The sequence below is a fragment of the Streptomyces sp. NPDC014734 genome (assembly GCF_043083325.1).
In the GTDB taxonomy this organism is placed as follows: Bacteria; Actinomycetota; Actinomycetes; order Streptomycetales; family Streptomycetaceae; genus Streptomyces.
Genome location: NZ_JBIBYN010000029.1, coordinates 73,692 through 97,741, shown reverse-complemented (window position 1 = coordinate 97,741; position 24,050 = coordinate 73,692). Strand labels below are relative to the sequence as shown.

The 24,050-nt window shown below is 71.6% G+C and carries 18 protein-coding genes; 8 read left to right on the top strand and 10 right to left on the bottom strand.

What is annotated here, in order from left to right; all coding sequences use genetic code 11:
* Positions 1–175 precede the first annotated feature (175 nt).
* Together ACF1CT_RS32950 and ACF1CT_RS32945 are read left to right on the top strand one after the other, a co-directional pair.
* On the top strand, positions 176–496 hold the full coding sequence (locus ACF1CT_RS32950; RefSeq protein ID WP_391787677.1) for a MarR family winged helix-turn-helix transcriptional regulator: 321 nt from the start codon (positions 176–178) through the stop codon (positions 494–496).
* Between the two features lie 528 nt (positions 497–1,024).
* Entirely contained in the window at positions 1,025–1,600 is a 576-nt protein-coding gene (locus ACF1CT_RS32945; protein WP_391787676.1) for a hypothetical protein, read from the top strand.
* 351 nt (positions 1,601–1,951) lie between these two features.
* Here the strand turns inward: ACF1CT_RS32945 and ACF1CT_RS32940 are convergent, their stop codons facing one another.
* From ACF1CT_RS32940 to ACF1CT_RS32915, 6 genes are all read right to left on the bottom strand, one after another.
* The gene (locus ACF1CT_RS32940; protein ID WP_391787675.1) at positions 1,952–2,560 is read right to left on the bottom strand and encodes a sugar O-acetyltransferase; all 609 of its coding nucleotides are present in this window, start codon (positions 2,558–2,560) and stop codon (positions 1,952–1,954) included.
* 183 nt (positions 2,561–2,743) lie between these two features.
* A complete protein-coding gene (locus ACF1CT_RS32935) occupies positions 2,744–4,321 on the bottom strand; it encodes an alpha/beta hydrolase (protein ID WP_391787674.1) in 1,578 nt (525 codons plus the stop codon).
* Positions 4,318–4,476 carry a hypothetical protein gene (locus tag ACF1CT_RS32930; protein ID WP_391787673.1) on the bottom strand — a complete coding sequence of 53 codons (159 nt, stop codon included), beginning with the start codon at positions 4,474–4,476 and terminating at the stop codon, positions 4,318–4,320. Before ACF1CT_RS32930 ends, ACF1CT_RS32935 begins: the two co-directional genes overlap by 4 nt.
* A 377-nt stretch (positions 4,477–4,853) precedes the next feature.
* Entirely contained in the window at positions 4,854–7,016 is a 2,163-nt protein-coding gene (locus ACF1CT_RS32925; protein ID WP_391787672.1) for a xanthine dehydrogenase family protein molybdopterin-binding subunit, read from the bottom strand.
* Positions 7,013–8,005, bottom strand: a complete 993-nt coding sequence (locus ACF1CT_RS32920; RefSeq protein ID WP_391787671.1) for an FAD binding domain-containing protein — start codon at positions 8,003–8,005, stop codon at positions 7,013–7,015. Before ACF1CT_RS32920 ends, ACF1CT_RS32925 begins: the two co-directional genes overlap by 4 nt.
* The gene (locus ACF1CT_RS32915; RefSeq protein WP_391787670.1) at positions 8,002–8,553 is read right to left on the bottom strand and encodes a (2Fe-2S)-binding protein; all 552 of its coding nucleotides are present in this window, start codon (positions 8,551–8,553) and stop codon (positions 8,002–8,004) included. Before ACF1CT_RS32915 ends, ACF1CT_RS32920 begins: the two co-directional genes overlap by 4 nt.
* 245 nt (positions 8,554–8,798) lie before the next feature.
* On the opposite strand from ACF1CT_RS32915, the gene ACF1CT_RS32910 reads away from it, so the two are divergent.
* From ACF1CT_RS32910 to ACF1CT_RS32885, 6 genes are all read left to right on the top strand, one after another.
* Positions 8,799–9,512, top strand: coding sequence for a TetR/AcrR family transcriptional regulator (locus ACF1CT_RS32910; protein ID WP_391787669.1), 714 nt, complete (start codon positions 8,799–8,801; stop codon positions 9,510–9,512).
* A gap of 251 nt (positions 9,513–9,763) precedes the next feature.
* On the top strand, positions 9,764–10,267 hold the full coding sequence (locus tag ACF1CT_RS32905; RefSeq protein ID WP_391787682.1) for a hypothetical protein: 504 nt from the start codon (positions 9,764–9,766) through the stop codon (positions 10,265–10,267).
* Positions 10,237–11,655 (top strand): hypothetical protein, encoded by a 1,419-nt coding sequence (locus ACF1CT_RS32900; protein ID WP_391787668.1) that lies wholly within the window; start codon positions 10,237–10,239, stop codon positions 11,653–11,655. Before ACF1CT_RS32905 ends, ACF1CT_RS32900 begins: the two co-directional genes overlap by 31 nt.
* Positions 11,652–13,109, top strand: coding sequence for a VWA domain-containing protein (locus tag ACF1CT_RS32895; protein WP_391787667.1), 1,458 nt, complete (start codon positions 11,652–11,654; stop codon positions 13,107–13,109). The genes ACF1CT_RS32900 and ACF1CT_RS32895 overlap by 4 nt, the downstream gene beginning before the upstream one ends.
* A gap of 68 nt (positions 13,110–13,177) precedes the next feature.
* Complete coding sequence (locus ACF1CT_RS32890) at positions 13,178–14,290, top strand: AAA family ATPase (protein WP_391787666.1); 1,113 nt, start codon at positions 13,178–13,180, stop codon at positions 14,288–14,290.
* Complete coding sequence (locus ACF1CT_RS32885; protein ID WP_391787665.1) at positions 14,287–17,100, top strand: hypothetical protein; 2,814 nt, start codon at positions 14,287–14,289, stop codon at positions 17,098–17,100. The genes ACF1CT_RS32890 and ACF1CT_RS32885 overlap by 4 nt, the downstream gene beginning before the upstream one ends.
* A 240-nt stretch (positions 17,101–17,340) precedes the next feature.
* Here the strand turns inward: ACF1CT_RS32885 and ACF1CT_RS32880 are convergent, their stop codons facing one another.
* The 4 genes from ACF1CT_RS32880 to cobN form a co-directional block, all read right to left on the bottom strand.
* Positions 17,341–18,942, bottom strand: a complete 1,602-nt coding sequence (locus ACF1CT_RS32880) for an MDR family MFS transporter (RefSeq protein WP_391787664.1) — start codon at positions 18,940–18,942, stop codon at positions 17,341–17,343.
* 58 nt (positions 18,943–19,000) lie between these two features.
* On the bottom strand, positions 19,001–19,606 hold the full coding sequence (locus tag ACF1CT_RS32875) for a TetR family transcriptional regulator (protein ID WP_391787663.1): 606 nt from the start codon (positions 19,604–19,606) through the stop codon (positions 19,001–19,003).
* A gap of 147 nt (positions 19,607–19,753) precedes the next feature.
* Complete coding sequence (locus ACF1CT_RS32870) at positions 19,754–20,170, bottom strand: DUF6083 domain-containing protein (RefSeq protein ID WP_391787662.1); 417 nt, start codon at positions 20,168–20,170, stop codon at positions 19,754–19,756.
* Positions 20,171–20,412: 242 nt separating this feature from the next.
* Positions 20,413–24,003 (bottom strand): cobaltochelatase subunit CobN, encoded by a 3,591-nt coding sequence (gene cobN / locus ACF1CT_RS32865; protein ID WP_391787661.1) that lies wholly within the window; start codon positions 24,001–24,003, stop codon positions 20,413–20,415.
* Between the last annotated feature and the right edge of the window lie 47 nt (positions 24,004–24,050).

Sequence of the window (24,050 nt, the reverse complement as noted above, 5' to 3'; positions counted from 1 at the left end):
ACGGTGGGCAGCGTGACCCCGATCGCCTCGACCCGGATCAGTACTTCTCCGGCTCCTGCCTCCGGTACGTCGACCCGCTCGACGAACAGCACCTCGGGTCCACCGTCAACTTCATGGCGAACGCGCGGCACAGGACCTCCCGAATCCGATTTCATCGGGCGACCCCAACGATGCGATGAGAACCGTAGGGGGGCTGGCCGCGACCGCCGAGTACGGCCCCGTGACCCAGGCCGACCTGGGCCGTCGGCTCGCCGTCGACCCCAAGGACATGGTCGGCATCCTCAACCACCTCCAGGAGACGGGCCTTGTCCTGCGCACCCCGGACCCCGCCGACCGGCGCAAGAACGCCATCGCCGTCACTCCGGAGGGCGCGGCCGTCCTCGCCCGCTGCGGCGCCTCGGCGGGGGCCGCCAACGTCGAGCTGCTGGCGCCGCTCACCCGGGACGGGCAGAGCCAGCTGATGGCCCTGCTGACTCGGGTCCACGAGGCGCCGTAGGCCCGGCCCGGACGCCTGTGCCGACTCAGCACGCGTTCTGGTCCTCAACGCGAAGAATCCGGAGTCCCCCGGGCTCCGGAGTGACACGGCAACCCTGAACCCGACAGTCGACTTGCCTGATGAACGCCGGGTGACGTGGCGGTCGTGCGCAGGCTCCGGCGCGCGGAGGCGGTCGAGGCGCGGATCGCCGTGCCGTGCGTCGCCCGCGCCGCACGGTGGGCCGGGAGCGAACGAGGTGTGCTGTAGAGGGATGGCTCGATCGTGTCAACGAATGACACGCCGTTGCCGGGGTGAGAGGTTTTCAGGAAGTCCCTCGGATGGATCAATGATGTCCCAATTCGCTTTTCTTCGTGGATAGTTGGATGCTCATCAGATTATCTAGAAATAGCATTTGGCGTACTTTCTGTACCTCGATCGACGTTCCGGCGACACGGAGCAACGTGTCCGATATGACAGGTATGAGGACCGTCAGTACGTTCAGTCTCGGGTCGACTGCTCAGCCGGCCTCTCTGAGACAGGAGAAGTGACATGGTTACCCGTTCCACCGTTGTGACCGCCGCCGTAGCGGCCGCCGCGGCCCTGGCGGCCACCGGCATCACCTACGCCTCGGCCGCCACCTCCGAGCCGGCCCAGGCGGCCCCCGTTGTCCAGCAGGCCGCCGCCCCCACGGCCCTCAACGGCGGCGACGCCGGCAAGGGCAACGAGGGCAAGGGCAATGAGGGCAGGGGCAACGAGGGCAAGGACTACGGCAGGGGTCACGACCGCGGCGGTCGCGACCACTACGAAGGCCGCATCCACATCAACGAGCGCACCTACTCCGACGAGCGCGGCGGCTGCATGGTCGTGATCAGCGGACTCGGCTCGAAGAGCCTCAACATCCGCAACGACAGCCGTCGGAGCGTCGAGGTCTTCCGCGGTGCCACCTGCGACAACGGCGCCCCGATCGCGACCGTCGGACCGCACAGCTCCAGCGACGGGGTCTTCCCCGGCCACGTCAAGGGCGGCGTGCACGTCCACGACGGAGTCGTCGGCAGCTTCCGCGTGATCGAGCACCACGGCGACCGCGGCGATGACCGTGGTGGCGACCGCGGCGGCGACCGCTGACCCGACGTTCCATCCACCCACACACGCAACCCCGGCCCGCCGGAATCGGGCCGGGGTTGCGTGTGTACGGAACACCCATGGGCGCGATCTCCGCAGGTGCCCCTCGGGCCGGCCGGAGATCCCGGTGCCGGACGGAACGCGGCCCGCCCCGGTTCCGGGGCCGGATCGATCCCGAACTTCCGATGGGCCCGTGCCCGTCGAGGAGGGCGGCGGTACGGCGCAGTCGCCGGACGCCGGGCCCGGGCCATCGGTCAGCGTTTCCGGACGGGCCGGGCGGTGGTGAGCGCGACGGCCTCGGCCGTCAGAGCGCGGTCGTGCGGATCGGTGTCCAGTGCCCGGTGCCGGTGGCCATCAGCCCTCCGTGCCCGGGTCGTTCGTCCCGTACAGGGAGCGGACCACGCGCGCCGGGTTGCCGACGGCCACCACGCCCGCGGGGAGGTCACGGGTGACGACGGACCCGGCCCCGACGACGCTGTCGTCGCCGATGGTCACGCCGGGCAGCACGATGACGCCGCCTCCCAGCCACACGTTGTCGCCGATCGTGATCGGCAGGGCCGCCTCCAGCTTGTCCCGCCTGGGCTGCGGCTCCAGCGGATGAGTGGGAGTGAGGAGCTGGACGTTGGGGCCGATCTGGCAGTCCCGGCCGATGCGGATCGGCGCCACGTCCAGCGCGGTGAGATTGAAGTTGACGAACGTCCCCTCGCCCACGGCCAGGTGGCTGCCGTAGTCCACGTGCAGCGGGGGACGGATCTCGGCGCCCGTGCCCAGCTCGCCGAGCAGTTCCGCCAGGACGATCCGTGCCTTGCCGGAGTCCTCGACGGACGCCTGCTGGTAGGCGAAGGCCAGCCGCTGCGCGCGTCGCTGCGCCTCGACGATCGCGGGATCGTCGGCGATGTAGAGGTCTCCGGCGAGCATGCGCTCGTGCTGCGTGCGGGTGTCCCCGGTGAGGTGGTCAGCCATGTGCACGATCGTACGCCGTGAAGCGTACGATCGTACACATGCCTGTTCCCGGTGGTGTCATGTCCGGCGGAGGGCCGTGGCGCGGCACCTCGCGCGCGCCGGGACCGGGGCCCGCAGCCGTGGATCACCCGGGTGACGCCGCCGGTCCCCGACCGGCGGTGACACGCCGGAAACGGCGGGCGGCTACGCGCCCTGCTTGACGCAGGTCCGGTCGTGGGCGGGCAGCTTGCCGGTGACCAGGTAGCGGTTCACGTTGTCGTCCACGCAGGTGTTGCCGTACTGACCGTAGACCGCGTGCCGGTTGGCGCCCTTGAGGGTGATCAGCTTGGAGCTCGGAAGCATGGTGTGCAGCGCGACGCTCCCCGTGTAGGGGGTGCGCGGGTCGCCGGTGGCGGCCACGATCAGGGACGGGACGTCGTGGCGCACCCGGGTGGGCTCCTCGCGGGGCCGGTCCCAGAAGGCGCACGGCCCGATGTTGTTGGTCAGGGGACCGACCACCGGATGCGCGGCGCGGCTGCGTTCGATGTCGCGCCAGTAGCGCTCCGGATCGCGCGGGGCGGCCACGTCCCCGCAGAGGATCGCGGACTGCACACCGCCGACTTGCGCCCCCTCACTCGTGAGCATGGACCGCAGCGCGGCGGCGAACTGCGGCGACGGCCGGGCGGGCCGTCCCTTCGCGGCCTCGGCCAGCACGGAGACCTGTTCGGCGAGGATCGCGCGTGCCTCGTCGGTGTCGTCCGGGTCCCCCATGAAGATCACGGAGGGCACCAGGGTGTCGTCGAGCCGGAACGTCTCCGCCCCGGTGCCGACGGTCAGCGGCCGGCGGGCGGACGCCTCGATGACGCGGTCGATCGTGCCGAGCACCTGTTCACCGGTGCGGCCGAGGCCGTAGGTGCTGTGGCGTCGTGCGGCCCAGGCGGCCCAGTCGGCGAGCGCCCGGTCGTTCTCGCGTTCCACGCCGCGCATCAGCCGCGGGTTGTAGCGGCCGGGATCGAGCGCCCCGTCGAGCACCACCCGGTCGTAGCGGCCGGGGAACATCTGGGTGTAGACCGTGCCCAGGTAGGTGCCGTAGGAGATGCCCAGGTAGGAGATCTTCCGTTCTCCCAGGGCGCCGCGGATGACGTCCATGTCGCGGGCGGTGTTTCGGGTGGTGACGTGCGGCAGCACGGACGCGTTGGTGGCCCGGCACTTGTCGGCAAGGCTCTTCTGCAGGGTGACCTGACGGTCGAAGCCGGCCCGGCCCGTGCCGGCGGAGAAGAGGGACGTGCCGACGGGCCAGCCGCAGTCCAGGGGCGTGCTGCGACCGACGAAGCGCGGGTCCATGCCGATGATGTCGTAGCGTGCTCCGGCATCCTTCATCACCGTGCGGATCAACGGCGAGAGACCGATCGCGGAGCTGCCCGGGCCACCGGGGTTGAACAGGAGTGTGCCGATGCGGTGGCGGGTGTCCGTGGCCTTCAGCCGGGAGATCGCCACGTTGATGGTGCGACCCCGCGGGGCCGAGTAGTCCAGCGGCACGGTCACGTCCGCGCACTGGGCGCCCGCTTGGTCCAGATCGCGGCCCGCCGTGTCGTCGGGGCCCGTGGCGCAGCCGTGCCAGTCGAGACGCTGGTGGTGGTAGCGGTCGAGCGCGGGCCCGGCCGCCGCGCCGCCGTCGCGGTCGGCGGCCGCGGCCACCGCGGTCGGTACCGCGCTGAGACAGGCGGTGAGGGCGAGGCCAACGGCCGATGCCCGGCGCGTGGTGGCTCTGAGGGTGGTCACACGTTCTCCTTGACCTGGTCGATGCGTTCCGCGCTGCGGAAGGTGGTGACGGCGAGGGGGCCGCGCACGGGTACGGCGTCCACCGCGTCCGTGCGGGCCCGTGCCCGCGTCCGGCGCCGGGCCCACCGCCCCGCACGCCCGACGGGCGAGCGCATCGCCCGGGACGGACGGTCCCGGTGCGTCGGCGGGTGGAAAGGGCCGGAGGCCGGTGGCCGACAGGAAGCGAGGGGCGCGATGTGCCCACTCCGGAACCCGTCGGTCGCCCGGCTTCGTCATGTGCGCCAGCCTTTCACCGGACGCGTCGCCATGTCGTCGTCACCTCGCACTACCTCGCGCGTACGTCAGTGGCATCAGGCCGCGCGGGCCACGGCGCCGGGAGCGTGGCGTGGCTGCCGTCTCCGTACCGCCCGTCGTGGACCGGACCGACGGTGAGGGACGCCGACGCGCGTTCCCGACCGCATCGGGACGCGGCGCCGAGTGCCGCGGCGCCGCGTCCCGGCCCCGTTCACGTCGTGGCGTCCGCCCGGTGACGTCAGACGTGCCGGGCTGCCCGATCCGGCCCGTGCCCGTCCGTACCCGATGTCTCCAGGACGCGGTCCGGACCGATGGGCAGGCGCCGGTGACGCACACCGGTCGCGTGCCACACCGCGTTGGCGACGGCGGCGGCGACGCCCACGACGCCGATCTCGCCGATGCCCTTCATCCCGACCGGGTCGTCCGGCACGGGGTCGTCCACCCAGTCCGCCTCGATCAGTGGCACGTCCGCGTGCGTGGCGAAGTGGTAGTGGGCGAGGTCGGCGCCGACGTGCCCGCCCGAGGCCCGGTCCCTGACCGCCTCCTCGTGCAGGGCCATGGACAGCCCCCACGTCATTCCGCCGACGAACTGGCTGCGGGCGGTGAGGGGGTTGACGATGGTGCCCGCGGCGAAGACGCCGAGCAGCCGCCGCACCCGTACCTCGCCGGTGGCGACGTCCACCGCGACCTCGGCGAACTGCGCTCCGAAGGAATGCCGTTCCTTCCTCGCCAGGGCGGCGACGGCCTCGGTGGTGTCGGACCGGGTGGTGATTCCCTCGGGCGGGACGCTGCCTCCCAGGGCCAGCCGTTTCACGAGTTCGCCCGCCGCGACCGTCACCGCCCAGGCCCAGGACCGCGTTCCCATCGAGCCGCCGGCGATCATCGCCGGGCCGATGTCGCTGTCCGCGATGCGCACCCGGATCCGGTCCGGATCCACCGCCAGCGCGTCCGCCGCCACCAGGACCATCGCGGTCCGCGCACCGGTACCGATGTCCGCCGCGTTGACCCGGACCGTGAAGGTTCCGTCCTGCTCCGCGGTCACGGCCGCGGTCGACGCGCCGACCCCCGAGGGGTAGGTGGCAGCCGCAGTTCCGGTTCCGAGCAGCCAGCGTCCCTCGCGGCGTACTCGGGGGCGCGGGTCGCGGTCCGCCCAGCCGAACCTGCGCGCGCCCTCCTCGAAGCAGGCGAGGACCCTGCGGCTGCTGAACGGCAGGCCGGACACCGGGCCCGTGACGGGTTCGTTGCGGGCGCGCAGCGCGATCGGGTCGATGCCGCACTTCTCGGCGAGTTCGTCGAGGGCGGATTCGACAGCGAAGGACCCGGGGGCCTCTCCGGGCGCGCGCATCCAGGAGGGGGTGGGTACGTCGAGTCGCACGAGCCGGTGCAGGGTGTGGTGCGCGTCCGCGTCGTACATCACGCGCCCCAGTACGGCACTCGACTCGACGAACTCGTGCACCGTCGATGTCAGGTTCAGTGCCCGGTGGTCGAAGGCGCGCAGGCGCCCGTCGGCATCGGCGCCGAGCCTGATCCGCTGGGCGGTCGGGCTGCGGAAGCCGACGAGGGAGAACATCTGGCGACGCGTCAGTACGACGCGGACCGGGCGCTGCAGAACGGTCGTGGCCATCACGGCGGCCACCTGGTGAGGGCCGACGCCCTTCGAGCCGAAGGCGCCGCCGACGTGCTCGGACCGCACCCGCACGGAGGCCGGATCGAGGGAGAAGAGCGACGCCAGTTCGCCGGCCACCCAGGAGCTGCCCTGGTTGGCGTCGACGACGTCGAGGCGGCCCCCGTCCCATCGGGCGGTCGCCGCGTGCGGCTCCATCGGGTGGTGGTGTTCCTCCGGTGTGGTGTACTCCTCGTCCACGACGAGTGCGGCGGCGCCGAGTTCGGCCTCCACATCGCCCTTCTCCGTCTCGGCCTGCGCCATGGGGCTGTCCTCCGGCGTGTACGCATCGCCACGTCCGGAACGGAAGTCGATGTCGTGGGGCTCCTCGTCGTACCGGACGACCAGTGTCTCGGCGGCCTCCCTGGCCTGCTCGGACGTCTCGGCCACGACCAGCGCCACCGGCCAGCCCATGAAGGGCACGCGGTCGTGCTGGAAGAGGCCGACGACCGGGTTGGGCCGCCCGAGCATGCCCACGTAGTCGGTGTCGACGCGCGGCGCGTTGACATGGTGGAGCACCGCGAGCACCCCCGGCATCGCCAGGACGGGGGCGTCCTCGACGGCCCTGATCCGGCCGCGGGCCACGGTCGACAGCACCAGCCAGCCGTGCGCCAGGTCGGTGAAGGGAATCTCCCCGGCGTAGCGGGCCGCTCCGGTGACCTTGTCGCGTCCCTCCACACGGGTGCGCGCGGCACCCACGGCCCCGGGCCGCGGGGCGACTTCTGGTGTCGTGGTCATCGGACGGCCTCCTCGGCGAGTTCGGTGAGCACCGCGACGACCAGGTTGCGGACGAGCGCCACCTTGTACGTGTTGTGGGGGAGGGGTTCGGCCGCCGCCAGTTCCGCGTCCGCGGCGGCGGCGAACGCACCGGGCCCGACCGGCCCGCCGAGCAGGGTCCGTTCGGCCGAGCGGGCCCGCCACGGACGGGAGGCGACCGCTCCGAACGCCAGGCGCACATCGTGCACGAGCCCGTCCCTGACGTCGAGACCCGCGGCGACCGAGCCGATCGCGAACGCGAACGAGGCCCGTTCACGCACCTTCCGGTACCGCGAACGGGCCGCGGGGCGGCCGGGCGGCAACGTGACGCCGGTGATCAACGCCCCGTGCGGCAGCGCGGTCTCGGCGTGCGGGGTGTCACCCACGGGGAGATACAACTCGGTGATCGGCAACTCGCCCGCACCGTCAGTGGTTTCGTACGAGACGACGGCGTCGAACGCGGCAAGTGCGACCGCCATGTCCGAGGGATGGGTGGCGACACAGTGCTCGGACGCGCCGAGAATCGCGTGGTTGCGGTGCTCTCCGCCGATCGCCGGACAGCCACTGCCGGGGGAGCGCCTGTTGCAGGGGGCGGAGACGTCGGTGAAGTAGCCGCAACGGGTTCGCTGGAGCAGATTGCCGCCCACGGTGGCCATGTTGCGCAACTGCCCCGACGCGCCGGCCAGGACGGCCTGCGCCAGCGCGGGGCATCGACGCCGTACCTCCGGATGGGCCGCGAGGTCGCTGTTGGTGACGGTCGCGCCGATGCGCAGCCCACCACCGCTCGTCACCTCGATGTCGTCGAGCGGGAGCCGGCACACATCGACCAGCGACGCGGGCCGTTCCACGCCGGACCTCATCAGGTCGACGAGGTTGGTGCCGCCGCCGAGGAAGCGGGCATCGGGATCGGCACCGCACCGGGCGACGGCATCGGCGACGTCGACGGCGCGTTCGTACCCGAACTCCCTCATGCCGCCCCCTCGTCGACCCGCGTCGCCTCCGCCGCCCGTGCCACGGCCCGCACGATCGACACGTACGCGCCACAACGACACAGGTTGCCGCTCATCCGCTCACGGATCTCCTCGTCGGTGAGCACCGGTGCTCCGGCCTCGGGCCGGACGTCGTCGGTGACGGCGCTCGGCCAGCCCGCGGCGTGTTCCTCGATCATCGCGACGGCCGAACATATCTGCCCCGGTGTGCAGTAGCCGCACTGGTAGCCGTCGAAGTCGAGAAAAGCCTGCTGCACCGGGTGCAGCCGGTCTCCCTCGGCCACCCCTTCGATGGTGGTGATCCTGCGTCCTTCGGCCGCGACCGCGAACTGGAGACAGGAGACGGCCCGACGCCCGTCGAGCAGCACGGTGCACGCGCCGCACTGGCCCTGGTCGCAGCCCTTCTTGGTGCCGGTCAGATCGAGACGCTCACGCAGGACGTCGAGCAGGGTGGTGCGGTGGTCGACGGGTAACGTGTGCGTCTCGTCATTGATGTGCAGGGTGATGACGCCGGATGTGGATGGGGCCACGATCAGCCTTCCTTCGCATGGCGGATTGCGCGTCCGACGGGACGATCCCGCCGGGCGACGTCGCGGGAGAGGGCGACACGGGTGGGGAAAACGGGTGACGCCGGGCACCGGCCGGTCGCGTCGGCCGGTCCTGCCGCTATGGTGAACTCAAGTGGACAACTGTCCAGTTGATCGTCGAACCTAGCGGCAGGCTGTCCGCTCAGCAAGGCCGACTCGCTCGGTCGCGCCATCCGGAGGGAGGCCGAGTGCGGGACGAGAGACGCGCGCCGCTGCGCCCGGACGCGCAGCGCAATCGCACCCGCATCCTGGACGCGGCGCTCGCCGAACTGACGGGGGCCGCGGACGTCCCGCTGAGTGCCATCGCGAGAAGAGCGGGCGTGGGACAGGGCACCCTGTACCGCAACTTCCCCGATCGCGAGGCCCTCGTGCTGGAGGTCTACCGCCACGAGATGCGGCAGGTCGCCGACACCGCCGCCCAACTGCTCCGCACCCGCACGCCCGACCGGGCGCTGAGGGAATGGATGGACCGCCTCGCCCAGTACGCCATGGCCAAGGCCGGGCTCGCCGACGCCCTGCGCGGAGCCACCGGCGGGCACGGCGGTCTCGCCCGGCTGGGACACGGCCCGGTGACACGGGCCGTCTCGCTCCTGCTGAACGCGAACGAGGCGGCCGGCACCATCCGTCCCGGACTCGTCCCCGAGGACTTCCTGCTCGCCATCGCCGGGCTCTGGCAGATCGACCCGCACGGGGACTGGCAGCCGCGCGCGACGCGACTTCTGGACCTCGTGATGGACGGTCTGCGCGTGGGAGCGCCGGGGACGGGAGACCCGGTGCCGGACGGGACGCCGGTGTCCGGTCCCGGCACGGGCCGGGGCCCGGCGGACGTTCCGGACGGCGGCCGGGCGGGTACGCCGGACCCCGGCACGGGCGGAACCGGCCACGGGTCGCGGGCCGTCTGACGCCGCGCCATCGGGCCGGGCCGGGCGGAGGAAGCGCGCCGCGCCGCCGGTGCGATGACCGACCTCGGCGACGGCCCGGGGCGTACGGCGGGGGCCGTTCCCGGTGCCCGCCGGAGCCGACGGCCGACGCCGCCGTCCGCCCGTCTCCGCCGCGATTCCCGAGCCACCGTCGATGTCAGTGGTCGCGACTATGTTCAGCAGTGTCCCGCCGATCCGGCGCGGAAGCCCTTTGCTGCAGAGGAGATGGTGTGTTGTCAGACAGGGAGAGGTCGAGCACGCAACGGGTGGTTGCGCCCGCCCGGCCGCGCAAGCTGGCCAAGGTCCCCTTCGTCGAACTTGCCGACGGACGCCTGCAGGGTGTGGTGTCCAGCGGATCCGACATCGCGCGGGTCTATGTCTCGTCCATCGAGGCCGGCACCTACGCGTTCGCCTGCAGCACCAACAACAACCGCCCCTGCGGCGGTGCGCGCGGCTCGTTCTGCAACCACATCCGGGCGCTGATCAACGAGGCGGCGCTGCAGTACGGCGCCGAGCGCGTCGCCCGCTACCTGAAGGTCGAGACCGCGGACGGGGAGCCGAGCGCGCAGACCCTCGCCGCAGACATGAGCACCACACGTCCACCGCAGGCGGACACCAAGGCCGCCGCGCCCGTCTTCAGCCGCTTCCTGCGCCACCTCGCCTACCTGGAACTCGCCCCGTCCACCGAACCGCTGCCGGAGATGCAGTGGTTCCCGCCGACCAGGGCGGTGGCGTGATGCGTGCCGACCTGCTCGCCCGGACCGTGGAGGGGCTCGACGAAGCCCTGGAGGCCGTCGACGCCTTCGACCGGGTTCTCGTCGCCGGACTGCTCCGCCCCCAGCCCGCCCGGGCCGCGGGCCTCACCGGTCTCGCCCACGCCGTCGCGGGGACGCCGCTCGCGGCCCGGAGCGCCGAGGCGGCCGAGAAGGCGGCTGCCGGAACCGCCGACGAGAACCATTTCATCGCCCTCGCCGCCGCCCGCACGGCCCTGCTCGGCTCCGTCCACGACGCGCTGATGGACCGCGTGGCCGAGGCGACCGGCCGCCCCCGCGGCGAGGAGACCGTCGTCGTATCCGGCGGTCGGCAGGCGGCCAACCTGCTCGCCGCGGCCCGCTCCTGGCTGGTCGATCTCGCCCGCTCCGGGTGGCAGGGCATCGACCACGAACTGGTCTCCGGATCGGCGCAGGTCGTCACCGCGATGCTTCCGGACCCGGCACTGCGCCGCCTGGCGACCCTGCTCGACGGCTTCTCCGCCGAACTCGCCGCGTCCTGTCCGGGGGCCTCCCTCGAACACGTTCCGGTCCGCCGCTGGGCCGACCTGTGGTCCCGAGCGATGCTGCTGACACTTCCCGGCGCGGCCGACGCGCCCGTGACCGGCGCCGCCACCGGGCGCCTCCTGCCGCTCGGGATCGACCTTCAGGAACACGCGACCGCCGCACAGGCCCAGGTCCACGCGGTGTTCGAGCCCGCCGACGGCTCCGTGCCCCGCCTGGTGCGCGCCGGCGTCTCGGTACCGAAACCGGACACCGTCGTCGGAGCCGGTGTCTGGCAACTGCTCCGCCCGCACATGTCGCTCCTGGCCGCCGTCTGCGAAGGCCGCTCGATGGAGCTCACCGACATGCCGATCACCGCCGAGGGCGACCTGATCTGGAACGACGAGCATGCCCGCACGGGCGGGCCCGCCGACGCCCTCACCACCGCCCGCGTCGCCCTGCCCACCGCCACCGACGCGGTGACGGCACCGCTGGACCGGCACCCGGCCCGTATCGCCGTCCCGGTCTTCCTGGAGGGCTGCACCACCACGGCCAAGGGCGGCGCACCGGCGTTCACCGTCGCCGGGCACCACCTGACCGTCGACATCGACCGCGTCCCGGCCGCCGGACCGCTCACCCCCGACGCCGTGGCGACGTCCGGCTCATGCATCGCACTCCTGCGCTGGGACGCCGGATCGTTCAGCGTCCAGCCCCTGGCCGTCGGGACGACCGTGCGCAGGAAGACCGTCGCGCTCCACGCCGGCGGATGGGCCGGGGGCACGACCGACAAGGCCGGCGCCAAGGCCGAGAAGGCCGCCACCGACGCCACCTCGGTACTGCGCGAGCGAGCCGGAAGGCTGCTGCGGAAATGACCGGACAGATCCCCGAGACGCAAGGCCGCCCGACTTCCGGCGCGGACCCGCACGACAACCGCCGCCAGGTCCTGTACTGGCGGCTCCTCGCCCGCCTCTTCGACCCCGAGGAACAACCCACCCTGGAATCGGCGAGCCTCGCCGTCGTCGAGGACCTCGGTCTGCCGCCCGCGCTGCTGGACCCACAGGCCTCGGTCGACTCGGTCGTGCAGCGCCACCCCGGGCTGGCCGCGGAGTTCGACGGCCTGATGGCGCCGGACCCCGATCCCGCACCGGACGACGGCGACGGCTCACGGGACCGGGCCGCCGAAGTACGGCGCGCGGCACTCGTGTCGAAAGTGCTGCTCAACGTCTTCGCCCCCGGTTCCGGCACCGTCACAGCGGGACAGTTGGCACGGTGGCAGTCCGACGCGGGCTGGCTGGAACGCGCACTCGGCTGTGAGCCCGGCGAACTCCGCGGCGGCCGCGGCGGTGGCCGTTCCGGCGGAACGGCCGCGGGACACGGCGCCGGTTCGACCGGCACCGGCACCGGTGGCACCACCCCGGACCTCGACCGGCTGATCCCCGCGATCGGCCCCGAACTCGGCGCCATCGAAGCAGACCTGGTCAAGCGGATGCATCTGCGCGAGGTACTCGCCGACCCGGCGCTCGCCGCACAGCTGACCCCGAGCATGTCCCTGATCGAACAACTGCTGCGGGACAAGAACAACCTGTCCGGTGTCGCCCTGGCCAATGCCAAGGCCCTGATCCGGCGCTTCGTCGACGACGTCGCCGAAGTACTGCGCACCCAGGTGGAGAAGGCGACCGTCGGCGCGCTGGACCGCTCGATCCCGCCCAAACGAGTGTTCCGCAACCTCGATCTCGACCGCACCATCTGGAAGAACCTCACCAACTGGAGCCCGGAGGAGGAGCGGCTGTACGTCGACCGCCTCTACTACCGGCACACCGCCCGCAAGACGACGCCCCAGCGTCTGATCGTCGTCGTGGACCAGTCGGGCTCGATGGTCGACTCGATGGTGAACTGCACCATCCTGGCGTCGATCTTCGCCGGACTGCCGAAGGTTGACGTCCACCTGATCGCCTACGACACACAGGCCCTCGACCTCACACCCTGGGTGCACGACCCCTTCGAGACCCTGCTGCGCACCAACCTCGGCGGTGGCACCGACGGCACGGTCGCCATGGCGCTGGCCCAGCCGAAGATCGCCGAGCCCCGCAACACCGTCGTGGTGTGGATCTCGGACTTCTACGAATGGCGTTCCGAGCCACTGTTCGAAAGCATGGCCGCCATCCACCGCTCCGGTGCCAAGTTCATCCCGGTCGGCTCGGTGACCAGCTCCGGACGCGGCAGCGTCAACCCGTGGTTCCGGGAGCGCTTCAAGGACCTCGGTGCCCCGGTGCTCTCCGGCCACATCCGCAAACTCGTCCACGAACTCAAGACGTTCCTCACCTGATTCCGCCGGTTCACTCCTTCGCTCCTTGCGCCGACCGCGCTGTTTCCCCTGAGAAAGGCCCCTCTGACATGTCCGACCTGTTGCGCGCCCCCGCCGAGATCAAGTACGCCGAGGAACTGGACTGGCTGGAGTCCGTCGACGACAACCCCAAGCCCTTCTCCTGGCGTCTGTCCCCGAAGATGGTCCGCCTGTTCATCCTGGGTTCCGAGCGTTCCGACGGCCTGGACCGGGAGATCTCCCAGAAGTGGTTCGGCGACCGCAGCTTCGTCGAGCGCTCCATCGTCACCCTGGCCTCCGACCGCGGCCTGCTGCTCATCGGCGACCCCGGCACCGGCAAGAGCTGGCTCGCGGAACTCCTGTCCGCAGCGATCAGCCGCAACTCCACACTCGTCGTGCAGGGAACGGCAGGCACCACCGAGGACCACATCAAGTACTCCTGGAACGTGTCCATGGTCATCGCCAAGGGCCAGTCGCGCGAGTCGATGATTCCCTCACCGATCATGACCGCGATGGAGACCGGCACGATCGGCCGTTTCGAGGAACTCACCCGCTCCACCAGCGACGTCCAGGACGCGCTGATCTCGATCCTGTCCGAGAAGTACATCTCGGTCCCGGAACTGGACAGTGACGGCATCGTCTTCGCCAAGCCCGGCTTCTCGGTCATCGCCACCGCCAACAGCCGCGACCGGGGCGTCAACGACCTGTCCTCCGCGCTCAAGCGCCGCTTCAACTTCGTGCGCATCCCGGTGGTGACGAACAAGAAGAGCGAGACGGAGATCGTCCGCTTCCGCACCGAGGAACTGCTGCGCCGCCACCGGATCGAACTGGACGTCCCGCCGACCCTGCTCGACGTGCTGCTCCAGAGCTTCGCCGACCTGCGCGCGTCGGCCGCCGCGGCCGGAAGCGACGACGAGAAGCTGGAATCCGCGCTGTCGACCGCCGAACAGATCGGCGTGCTGGAGGACGCGATCCTGCACAGCAACTTCTTCGGCGAGCGCGCGCTGACCGCCCGCACGCTGGCCTCCTCCCTCGTCGGGTCACTGGCCCGGCGAGACCCCGAGGACCTGGCCATACTGAACAAGTACCTGCACGGCGTCATCGAGCCCCGCAGCAAGGAAGAGGGCGGATCCTGGCCGGAGTTCCTGGAGGGCGGCCGCGACGCGATCGCCACCCTGTCATGAGCGGCGAGAACGAGACGACCTTCGAAGCACTGCGCGGACAGCTGCACGAGGCCGCCACGGCGTTCGCCGACGGCCCCGGCGCTCTCGAAGGCATCCTCCTCGGCATGGTCGACGACGTCGACCGCGCGGTCCGCGAGCCGTTGGAGATCTTCCCCGTCTGCCACCACTCGCCCGCCTCGGCGACTGCGATGGCCCGCCGCCTGCGTCAGAAACAGCCCCGGGTCGTGTACCTGGAGCTGTGCGAGGACATGGCGCCGCTGCTGACCGAACTGCGCAACTGCACCCTCCCGGTGGCGGTCCAGGCGTTCGCGACCGAGATCGACGGTTTCCCCGCCGAATGGTCCCCGCTGTCGGTCGTCGCACCGATCACCGAGGCCTCGGCCGAGTACCAGGCGATCGCCTACGCGCTGGACACACCCGGCGTCGAACTGGTCCTCGTCGACCGTTCCTCGGACCATGTGTTCCAGTGGGACGCGCGCAGGACGGACTCCGCCGAGTCCGGCGACACCACCGGAGCGGCGGACGCGCCACCCGCCGACGCGGAGGCGGCGCTGCACGGCGACGCGCTCGGCGTGGAAATGGGCGACCTGCGCCCGCGCTTCGCCGAACTGGAGGAGCACCTGCTGCGCCACGGCAGGGTGCGGCACTGGTCGGAGTGGTGGCACCAGTACGTCGAACTGCCGCTCGGCGACACCGACCACGACACCTACCGTCAGGTGATGCTCCTGATCGGCAGCCTGTTCCGGCGTCTGGCACCCGGCGATCCCCACCGGGTCCGTGTCGACGAGGACCGCGAACGCCACATGTGGACCAGGATGCGCGAGCACCTCGCCGAGACCGGCACCGATCCCGCCGACTGTCTCTACGTCTGCGGCGCCTTCCACGCGGTCAGCCGCGTCGCCGAGTTCGGCGCCGACGGAGCCGACACCTTCGAGATCGGTCCGCGCACCGCCACCACATGGCAGCACGGCCTGATCCCGTCCAGTCACGCGGCGATCGAGGCACAGTTCGGCCTCGCCGCGGGCTCGGTGTCGATCGCCGCGACGGTCTGGGCGAAGAACGCCCGACGCACCGGCGTGAAGCCGTTCCGCCTGGAGGGACAGGCCGGAACGAGGAAGTCGAGGGCCAAGAAGGCCGTGCCGGCGGCTCCCGAGCCGCAGGCACCGGCCTCGGACCAGCTGACCGGCTTCCTCCGGCGACCACCCGTGCTGGACCGCCTGGACGAGGCCGAACTGCTCGGCTGGTCCGTGGAGATCGTGCGCGCCGCGCGGCGCAACGGCTACCTCGCCTCCACCGCCGACGCCATCGCGGTCTTCGAGACCTCGATCCTGCTGGCAGGGATGCGCGACCGGGCCAAGCCCACGCCGTACGACTTCCAGGACGCCGCGGTCACCTGCATCGAGAAGGACACGGTGCCGGGCCGGCGCGACGTGCGCCGTCTGGTGGAGATCATGATGGGCGGCGACCGGATCGGCCGCGTCGGCTACGAGGCGCTGCCGCCGCTGGCCCGCGACGTCCACGACCGGCTCGCGCCGCTCAATCTGAAGCTCCAGCAGCGCGGCGTGCAACGCGCACTGCTGAACATCGCCTCCGCGCCGGAACTGGAGCGGTGCTCCGACGTGCTGTGGATGCTGCGCCGCCTGCTGCCGCAGGGCGCGGCGCGGCCGATCATGGGCGAGCGCCGCCTCGGCGAACGTTCCATCCAGGAGTCGTGGGACCTGTCGCTCGGCACCCATCAGCGAGCGCTCATCGAACTCGGCTACGAGGGCGTCAGCATCGAGCAGGTGCTGGAGCAACGGCTGCGCCGCGTCGCGTACGGTCCGCAGGCCACCGCGGCGACCGTCCTGGTGGCCGTCGAGGACGCGACGCTGTACCTGCGCAGCCGTCGCCTCGCCGACGAACTGGGGACCCACGCCCTGGAGGTGCTCTCGGCCGAACGCAGCGTCGACGACGCACCGGAGGTACTGCGCCGAATACGTCGGCTGCTGGCGTACTACCGCACCAGTGAGCCGGTGCTGCCGCCGTGGATCGAGTCCTTCGTCAAGGCCGGATACGCCCACTACTGCACGCTGTTGCCGACGGCGTTCACCGATGACGACGCGGGCGTCCGTCAGGTGGCGGCGATGCTGGGCTTCCTGTTCAGCATGGAGAGCCTGGCGCTTTCCCTGGGCTGCGACCGGACGCAGCTGGAGCTGGCGGTGGCGCAGTCGCACCCGCAGGAGCCGTCGAAGACGGCCCTGCTGTGGGCGGCCCGCACGCATCTCGGACTTCTCTCCCGTGCCGAGCTGCGCGAGCGGTGCGACGAACTGCTCGGCAATCCCTTGGTGGTGCCCGCTTACCCGCGGTATCTCAGCGGCTTCGTCCACGCGCTGGAGCCCGTTCCGAGCCTCACCGATTTCGTCGTGGAAGCCGTGTCGAACGCTTTCGGACGGCTGCCGGATCCGGTGCTGCTGCCATGGCTGCCGACCTTGATCAGCACCTTGCGGTCCGGCGGCTCGGAGCTGGCCCCGCTGCTGATCCGCGAGGCCGGACGGATCTTCCCCGGTCGGCTCGCGGCCCTGGACGCGTGGGTTCCACCGTGGCGGGTCCCGCCGGAGCCGGAAGCCGCGCGCCCGGGACGGGACGGGAACACGGAGCGCGGTGTCGCCCTTCTCGCCGCCCATCCCGCGAGCTGCGACGCGGTCGCGGAGCTGTTGGGCTGCGACGGTGCTTGGGCGACGGCGGGCCCCGGCCCGGTGCCGGGCGCGGCGCTGGTCGGCCGCCATCCGGACACGGCGCTGGCGCTGGAGGATCTGCTGGCCGGCTCGTGACGACGGGCCGGGCCGTGGACCCCGCGGTGAATCCGCGACGGGCGGCGATGTGCGCCGGGGTCCCGGCCGGTCCGGCCGGGACCCCGCGGTCGTGCCGCGTGCTCCGCGACGGGGCAGGCCCCGGAGCACAGCGGGGGGAACGGGGCCGCCGCGCGCTCGGCGCGGCCTCCAGGGCGCGGCGCCCCGGCGCCTTCGCGCACGGTGTCCGCGGCACGGCGGCCCCCCTCGCTTTCCGCGAGGTCAGTGCGTCGGAGCCCCCGCCGTCTTCGCCGCGGCGCTCTCCTCCGCGAGCCGCTCCATACCGCTCTGCGTCTTGAGCGGCTTCTCCTTGATGAAGAGCACCGCGATCAGGGCGAGAACCGCGAACGGGGTTCCGAGCAGGAAGACGTCCGCGGTCGCGACGCCGTACGCGTGCTCGACCACCTGCCGGGCCGGTTCGGGCAGCGTGCTGAGGTCGGGCACACTGTGTCCGCCCCCGTTCCCGCCGGCCGCGGCCCCGCCGAAGCCCTTCTCCAGCTCGCTGGTCACCCGATGGGCGAGCACGGCGCCCAGAGCGCTCGTGCCGATCGCCCCGCCGAGGCTGCGGAAGAACGACAGCACCGAGGTCGCCGCGCCGAGTTCCGACGCGGGGACGTCGTTCTGGGCCACCAGTACCAGGTTCTGCATCAGCATGCCGACGCCGACACCGAGTACCACCATGTAGACGCTGAGCAGTCCGAACGAGGAGTCCGCGCCGATCGTGGACAACAGGCCCATGCCCGCCGTCATGATGATGCCGCCCGCGATCAGGAAGCCCTTCCACTTGCCCTTCGCCGAGATGATCTGGCCCGCGACGGTCGTGGAGACCATCAGGCCGAGGATCATCGGCAGACTCATCAGGCCCGCCGTGGTCGGGGACTTGCCGAGCGAGATCTGGAAGTACTGGGAGAGGAACACGGTGCCGCCGAACATGGCCACACCGACCAGCAGGCTGGCCAGAGTCGTCAGCGTCACGGTCCGGTTGCGGAAGATGTCCAGCGGGATGATCGGTTCCTGCACCCTGGACTCGACGACGACCGCGGCGATCAGCAGGACGGCGCCGGTGATGACCAGGGCGGCGGTCTGCCAGGACCACCAGTCGAAGCGGTTGCCCGCGAGGGTCACCCACAGCAGCAGCGCGCTGACCCCGCTCATGATCAGGACGGCGCCGAGATAGTCGATCTTCACTTCCCGGCGGACCGTGGGCAGCTTCAGGGTGAGCTGGAGCAGCACGATGGCGAGCAGGGCGAACGGCACGCCGATGAAGAAGCACCAGCGCCATCCGAGCCAGGAGGTGTCCACGAGGACACCGCCGATGAGCGGTCCGGCGACGGTGCCGACGGCGAAGACGGCACCGAAGATGCCGGAGTAGCGGCCGAGTTCGCGCGGCGGGATGATCGCCGCCATCACGACCTGGGCCAGTGCGGTGAGACCGCCCGCGCCGATGCCCTGCAGCACACGGCTCACGATGAGCAGGCCGACGCTGTGCGAGAAGCCGGCGACGAGCGAGCCGACGACGAACATGGAGAGGGAGAGCTGGATGAGCAGCTTCTTGTCGTAGAGGTCGGACAGCTTGCCCCAGATCGGGACGGTTGCCGTCATCGCCAGGAGCTCGGCGGTGACCACCCAGGTGTACGAGGACTGGCTGCCGTGCAGATCGGCGATGATCCTGGGCAGGGCGTTGGCCACCACGGTGGAGGCGAGGATGGCCACGAACATGCCGGCCATCAGGCCCGACATGGCCTGAAGTATGTGGCGACGCTCCATCGCCGGTGGGGCGTCCTTGGGCACGCCGGCGGCGTCGGGTGTGACAGCAGCGGTCATCGGCTGATGTTCCTCATTCTTCGGTGAAAGGGCCCCGGAAGGGGAGTGGGCGGGTGTCTCAGCGGTTCAGGCCGACGGCCAGTGAGGTGAACGCCTCGCGGTAGATGCTCTCGAACGTGCGGGTCTGTCCGGTGGCCACCCAGAGCTCGACGGCGGCACGTACGGCGGCGATCGCCACGTGCGCGAGGAGCCGGGGGAGGAGGTCGGACTCGGGGTCCTGGCCGAGGCGCTCCGCCACGGCCGCGATCAGCGCACGTTCGTCCGCGCACTGGGCGGTCAGGAACCCGGGCAGCAGGGACGGGCTCGTCCGGAGCGCGGCCGCCTGGAGCTCCCAGCGTTCGTGATCCTCCTCGATATGGGCGAGTTCCTGCCCGATGGCCTCGCGCAGGGCGTCGAGTGCGGTGAGTTCCCCCGGCGCGTCGAGCACGGCCCGGCGGACCCGCTCGCTGTTGTCCTGGTCGGGCCGGGTGATCGCGTCCTCCAGGCACGGGAAGTAGTTGAAGAACGTACGCACGGAGACGCCCACCGAGTCGGTCACCGCCTCGACGGTCACGTTCTCGATTCCGCGGTCGGCCGCCATGCGCAGCGCGACGTGCGTGAGGGCGTCGCGCGTCGCACGCTTCTTGCGTTCGCGCAGCCCGAGAGGCAGGTCGTCGGCACTCACAAACATGCATCATATGCAATATTGCGCAGTGTGCAAAATTAGGGCAGTCGGATGCGGCGCTGTGAGGGGCCCCGCGCCGAGAGGCGCCTGTGCCCGGACCGGCGGGGCCCCGCCGGGACCGGGCGGGCCCGCCCGGTCACCGGGTTGTCACCGGCCGGGGAGGTCGAACAGGCGCTGTGCGCGTCGGTCGTTCTCGCCGCGCAGGGCCGTGCCCCGGGGCCAGGGCCATCGCCCGCCGGCGACGGGGGAGGGGCAGACCAGGAAGTGGACGACCCGGCAGAGCGCACCGGGGGTGGGCTCGGCGTCCCAGGTGTTGATCGCGGTGCCGTCCACACCGATCACCCATCGTCGGCGGGGCGGCAGATGGTGGGAGGGTACGGTGACGCCGGGTTCCAGCAGGACCCAGTGTCCTTCGTAGAGGGTGGGATACCTGTCCTGCCCGAGACCGCAGTGCGGGCAGTCGGGCGGCTCGGGCGGTCGGGGAGCCGTGGCGCCCTCGCGGAGCGCTTGGAAATCGTCGTCGGGGCGGTCCGGTCCTGTCGGGAAGGTCGTGGTGTCCCCCATGAGGTTCAGGGTCCGGACGGGCCGTCAGATCCGATAGGGCGCGATTCGGCCGCGCATCCGGCACGTCACGAAGAACGGTGGCGCACCGACGTCGGCGGCGCGATCGCCGCGTGCGCCGAACGGCCCCGCCGTTCCACCGCATCCGTACGGAAACGAGTGGAGGAACGACGGGGCCGCCCTACTCCTCGGACTCGCCGCGGGGCCGCGTCCGGTGGCCCACCGGACGCGACCCCGACGGCGGATCAGTCCTCGCCCTCGAGACCGCCCTCCGTCTCCAGGTACACCCTGCGCAGTTCCTCCAGAACGGCGGGATCGGGCTCGGCCCACATCCCCCGCGACTCGGCCTCCAGCAGCCGTTCGGCGATGCCGTGCAGGGCCCAGGGGTTCGCCTGCTGCAGGAACTCGCGGTTCGCCGGGTCCAGGACGTAGGTCTCGGTGAGCTTGTCGTACATCCAGTCGGCGACCACACCGGTCGTGGCGTCGTACCCGAAGAGATAGTCGACGGTGGCGGCGAGTTCGAAGGCGCCCTTGTAGCCGTGGCGACGCATCGCCTCGATCCACTTCGGGTTGACGACCCGGGCGCGGAAGACGCGGGAGGTCTCCTCGACGAGGGTGCGGGTGCGGACGGTCTCGGGCCGGGTGGAGTCCCCGATGTACGCCTCGGGAGCCGTCCCGCGCAGTGCGCGGACGGTGGCGACCATGCCTCCGTGGTACTGGAAGTAGTCGTCGGAGTCGGCGATGTCGTGCTCGCGGGTGTCGGTGTTCTTGGCCGCCACCGCGATGCGCTTGTACGCCGTCTCCATCTCCTCGCGGGCGGGGCGGCCGTCGAGTTCGCGACCGTAGGCGTAGCCGCCCCAGACCGTGTACACCTCGGCGAGGTCGGCGTCCGTACGCCAGTCGCGGGAGTCGATGAGCTGGAGCAGACCGGCGCCGTAGGTTCCCGGGCGGGAGCCGAAGATGCGGGTGGTGGCGCGGCGTTCGTCGCCGTGGGCCGAGAGGTCCGCCCGCACATGCGCCCGGACATGGTTGACGTCGTCCGGCTCCTCCAGTCCGGCGGCCATCCGCACGGCGTCGTCGAGGAGGCCGATGGTGTGCGGGAAGGCGTCCCGGAAGAAGCCGGAGATGCGCAGCGTGACATCGATGCGAGGCCGGCCCAGTTCCTCGTACGGAATCGGTTCGAGCCCGGTGACGCGTCGGGAGGCGTCGTCCCAGACCGGGCGGATGCCCAGCAGCGCCAGAGCCTCGGCCACGTCGTCACCGGCGGTGCGCATGGCGCTGGTGCCCCACAGGGAGAGACCGACGGAGGTCGGCCAGTCGCCGTTGTCGTCGCGGTAGCGCCGGAGAAGGGAGTCCGCCAGCGCCTGACCGGTCTCCCAGGCGAGCCGGGAGGGGACGGCCTTGGGGTCGACGGAGTAGAAGTTGCGGCCGGTCGGCAGGACGTTGACCAGGCCGCGCAGCGGGGAACCCGAGGGGCCCGCCGGGACGAAGCCACCGGCCAGCGCGTGCACGGCGTGGTCGATCTCGTCGGTGGTCGCGGCGAGCCGGGGGACGACCTCGCGTGCGGCGAACTCCAGGATCGCGGCGACCTGCTCACCGTGGTCCGTGGGGACCGCGGCCGGGTCCCAGCCCGCGTCCTCCATCGCCTGGACCAGGGCGCGGGCCTTCTCCTCAGCCTCGTCGGCGGTGGTGCGGGTGGCGGCGGACTCGTCGAGACCGAGGGCCTCGCGCAGACCGGGCAGGGCGGTCGTACCGCCCCAGATCTGGCGGGCGCGGAGAATCGCGAGGACCAGGTTGACGCGGTCGCCGTCGGCGGGCGGGGCGCCGAGGACGTGCAGGCCGTCGCGGATCTGCGCGTCCTTGATCTCGCACAGCCAGCCGTCGACGTGGAGCAGGAAGTCGTCGAAGCCGTCGTCGTCGGGCCGGTTCTCCAGACCGAGGTCGTGGTCGAGCCGGGCGGCCTGGATGAGGGTCCAGATCTGGGCGCGGATGGCCGGGAGCTTGGCCGGGTCCATGGCGGAGATCTGGGCGTACTCGTCGAGGAGCTGTTCCAGGCGCGCGATGTCGCCGTAGGAGTCGGCACGGGCCATCGGCGGCACCAGGTGGTCGACGAGGGTGGCGTGCACGCGGCGCTTGGCCTGTGTGCCCTCACCCGGGTCGTTGACCAGGAACGGGTAGACGAGAGGGAGGTCGCCGAGGGCGGCGTCGGGGCCGCAGGCGGCGGACAGGCCCGCGTTCTTGCCCGGCAGCCACTCCAGATTGCCGTGCTTGCCGAGGTGGATCATGGCGTCCGCCCCGAAACCGCCGTCGGCCCGCGGGGCGGCGATCCACCGGTAGGCGGCGAGGTAGTGGTGGGAGGGCGGCAGATCGGGGTCGTGGTAGATGGCGATCGGGTTCTCACCGAAACCGCGCGGCGGCTGGATGAGGATCAGCAGATTGCCGTGACGCAGCGCCGCGAGGACGATGTCGCCCTCCGGGTTGACGCTGCGGTCGACGAACATCTCACCGGGCGGCGGACCCCAGTGCTCCTCGACTGCGTTCCGCAGCTCCTCGGGCAGAGTGGCGTACCAGCGGCGGTAGTCGGCCGCCGGGACACGGACCGGATTGCGGGCGAGCTGTTCCTCGGTGAGCCACTCCTGGTCGTGGCCGCCGGCCTCGATCAGCGCCCGGATCAACTCGTCGCCGTCACCCGACTCCAGACCGGGGACGTCGGTGTCCCCGTAGTCGTACCCCTCGTCGCGCAGCCGACGCAGCAGGGCGACGGCGCTGGCCGGGGTGTCCAGACCCACCGCGTTGCCGATCCGGGAGTGCTTGGTGGGGTAGGCGGACAGGACGAGCGCGAGGCGCTTGTCGGCGGGCGCGATATGCCTCAGGCGGGCGTGACGCACGGCGATCCCGGCCACCCGGGAGGCGCGCTCGGGGTCGGCGACGTAGGCGGGAAGACCGTCGGCGTCGATCTCCTTGAAGGAGAACGGCACCGTGATCAGGCGGCCGTCGAACTCGGGCACGGCGATCTGGCTGGCCGCGTCCAGGGGGGAGACACCCTCGTCGTTCTCCTCCCAGGAGGAACGCGAACCGGTGAGACACAGGGCCTGGAGGATCGGCACGTCGAGCGCGGTCAGCGCGCCCGCGTCCCAGGACTCGTCGTCGCCCCCGGCCGACGCCTCTGCGGGCCGGGTGCCGCCCGCCGCCAGCACGGTGGTGACGATCACATCGGCGGCGCGGAGCTCGTCGAGCAACTCCGCCTCGGGCGCGCGCAGGGAGGCCACGTACAGCGGGAGCGGCCGTGCGCCGGCCTCCTCGACGGCGTCGCACAGGGCATGGACGAAGGCGGTGTTGCCGCTCATGTGATGGGCGCGGTAGTAGAGCACGGCGACGGTCGGGCCGTCGACGCCGTCGCGGGCCACTCGTTCCAGAGGGCCCCAGGTGGGGGCGGGCGCGGGCGGCTCGAAGCCGTGGCCGGTGAGCAGCACGGTGTCGGAGAGGAACCGGGCGAGCTGTTCGAGATTCCCGGGACCGCCGTGGGCGAGGTAGGCGTGGGCCTCGGCGGCGATGCCGACCGGAACCGTCGAGGCGGCCATCAGCTGGGCGTCCGGAGCCTGCTCACCGGTGAGGACGACGACCGGGCGGCCGTCGGCGAGCAGCAGGTCGAGGCCGTCCTGCCAGGCCCGGATGCCGCCGAGGAGGCGTACCACGACCAGGTCGACACCGTCGAGCAGGGCCGGTAGCCCGTCCAGTGCCAGGCGGGACGGGTTGGCGAAGCGAAAGGAGACCGGGCCGCTCGCCGCACGGGCGCTGAGCAGGTCGGTGTCGGACGTCGACAGGAGAAGGAGCATGCGGCGTCTGGCCTTCCTCGGGGTCCGCGCCCCGGGCGGTGTCGGAC

Bases quoted from the DNA above. Each gene is read 5' to 3' on its own strand.
- ACF1CT_RS32950 (WP_391787677.1), top strand. From the start codon at position 176: ATGAGAACCGTAGGGGGGCTGGCCGCGACCGCCGAGTACGGCCCCGTG.
- ACF1CT_RS32945 (WP_391787676.1), top strand. From the start codon at position 1,025: ATGGTTACCCGTTCCACCGTTGTGACCGCCGCCGTAGCGGCCGCCGCG.
- ACF1CT_RS32940 (WP_391787675.1), bottom strand. From the start codon at position 2,560: ATGGCTGACCACCTCACCGGGGACACCCGCACGCAGCACGAGCGCATG.
- ACF1CT_RS32930 (WP_391787673.1), bottom strand. From the start codon at position 4,476: ATGCGCTCGCCCGTCGGGCGTGCGGGGCGGTGGGCCCGGCGCCGGACG.
- ACF1CT_RS32925 (WP_391787672.1), bottom strand. From the start codon at position 7,016: ATGACCACGACACCAGAAGTCGCCCCGCGGCCCGGGGCCGTGGGTGCC.
- ACF1CT_RS32920 (WP_391787671.1), bottom strand. From the start codon at position 8,005: ATGAGGGAGTTCGGGTACGAACGCGCCGTCGACGTCGCCGATGCCGTC.
- ACF1CT_RS32895 (WP_391787667.1), top strand. From the start codon at position 11,652: ATGACCGGACAGATCCCCGAGACGCAAGGCCGCCCGACTTCCGGCGCG.
- ACF1CT_RS32890 (WP_391787666.1), top strand. From the start codon at position 13,178: ATGTCCGACCTGTTGCGCGCCCCCGCCGAGATCAAGTACGCCGAGGAA.
- ACF1CT_RS32885 (WP_391787665.1), top strand. From the start codon at position 14,287: ATGAGCGGCGAGAACGAGACGACCTTCGAAGCACTGCGCGGACAGCTG.
- ACF1CT_RS32880 (WP_391787664.1), bottom strand. From the start codon at position 18,942: ATGACCGCTGCTGTCACACCCGACGCCGCCGGCGTGCCCAAGGACGCC.
- ACF1CT_RS32870 (WP_391787662.1), bottom strand. From the start codon at position 20,170: ATGGGGGACACCACGACCTTCCCGACAGGACCGGACCGCCCCGACGAC.
- cobN (WP_391787661.1), bottom strand. From the start codon at position 24,003: ATGCTCCTTCTCCTGTCGACGTCCGACACCGACCTGCTCAGCGCCCGT.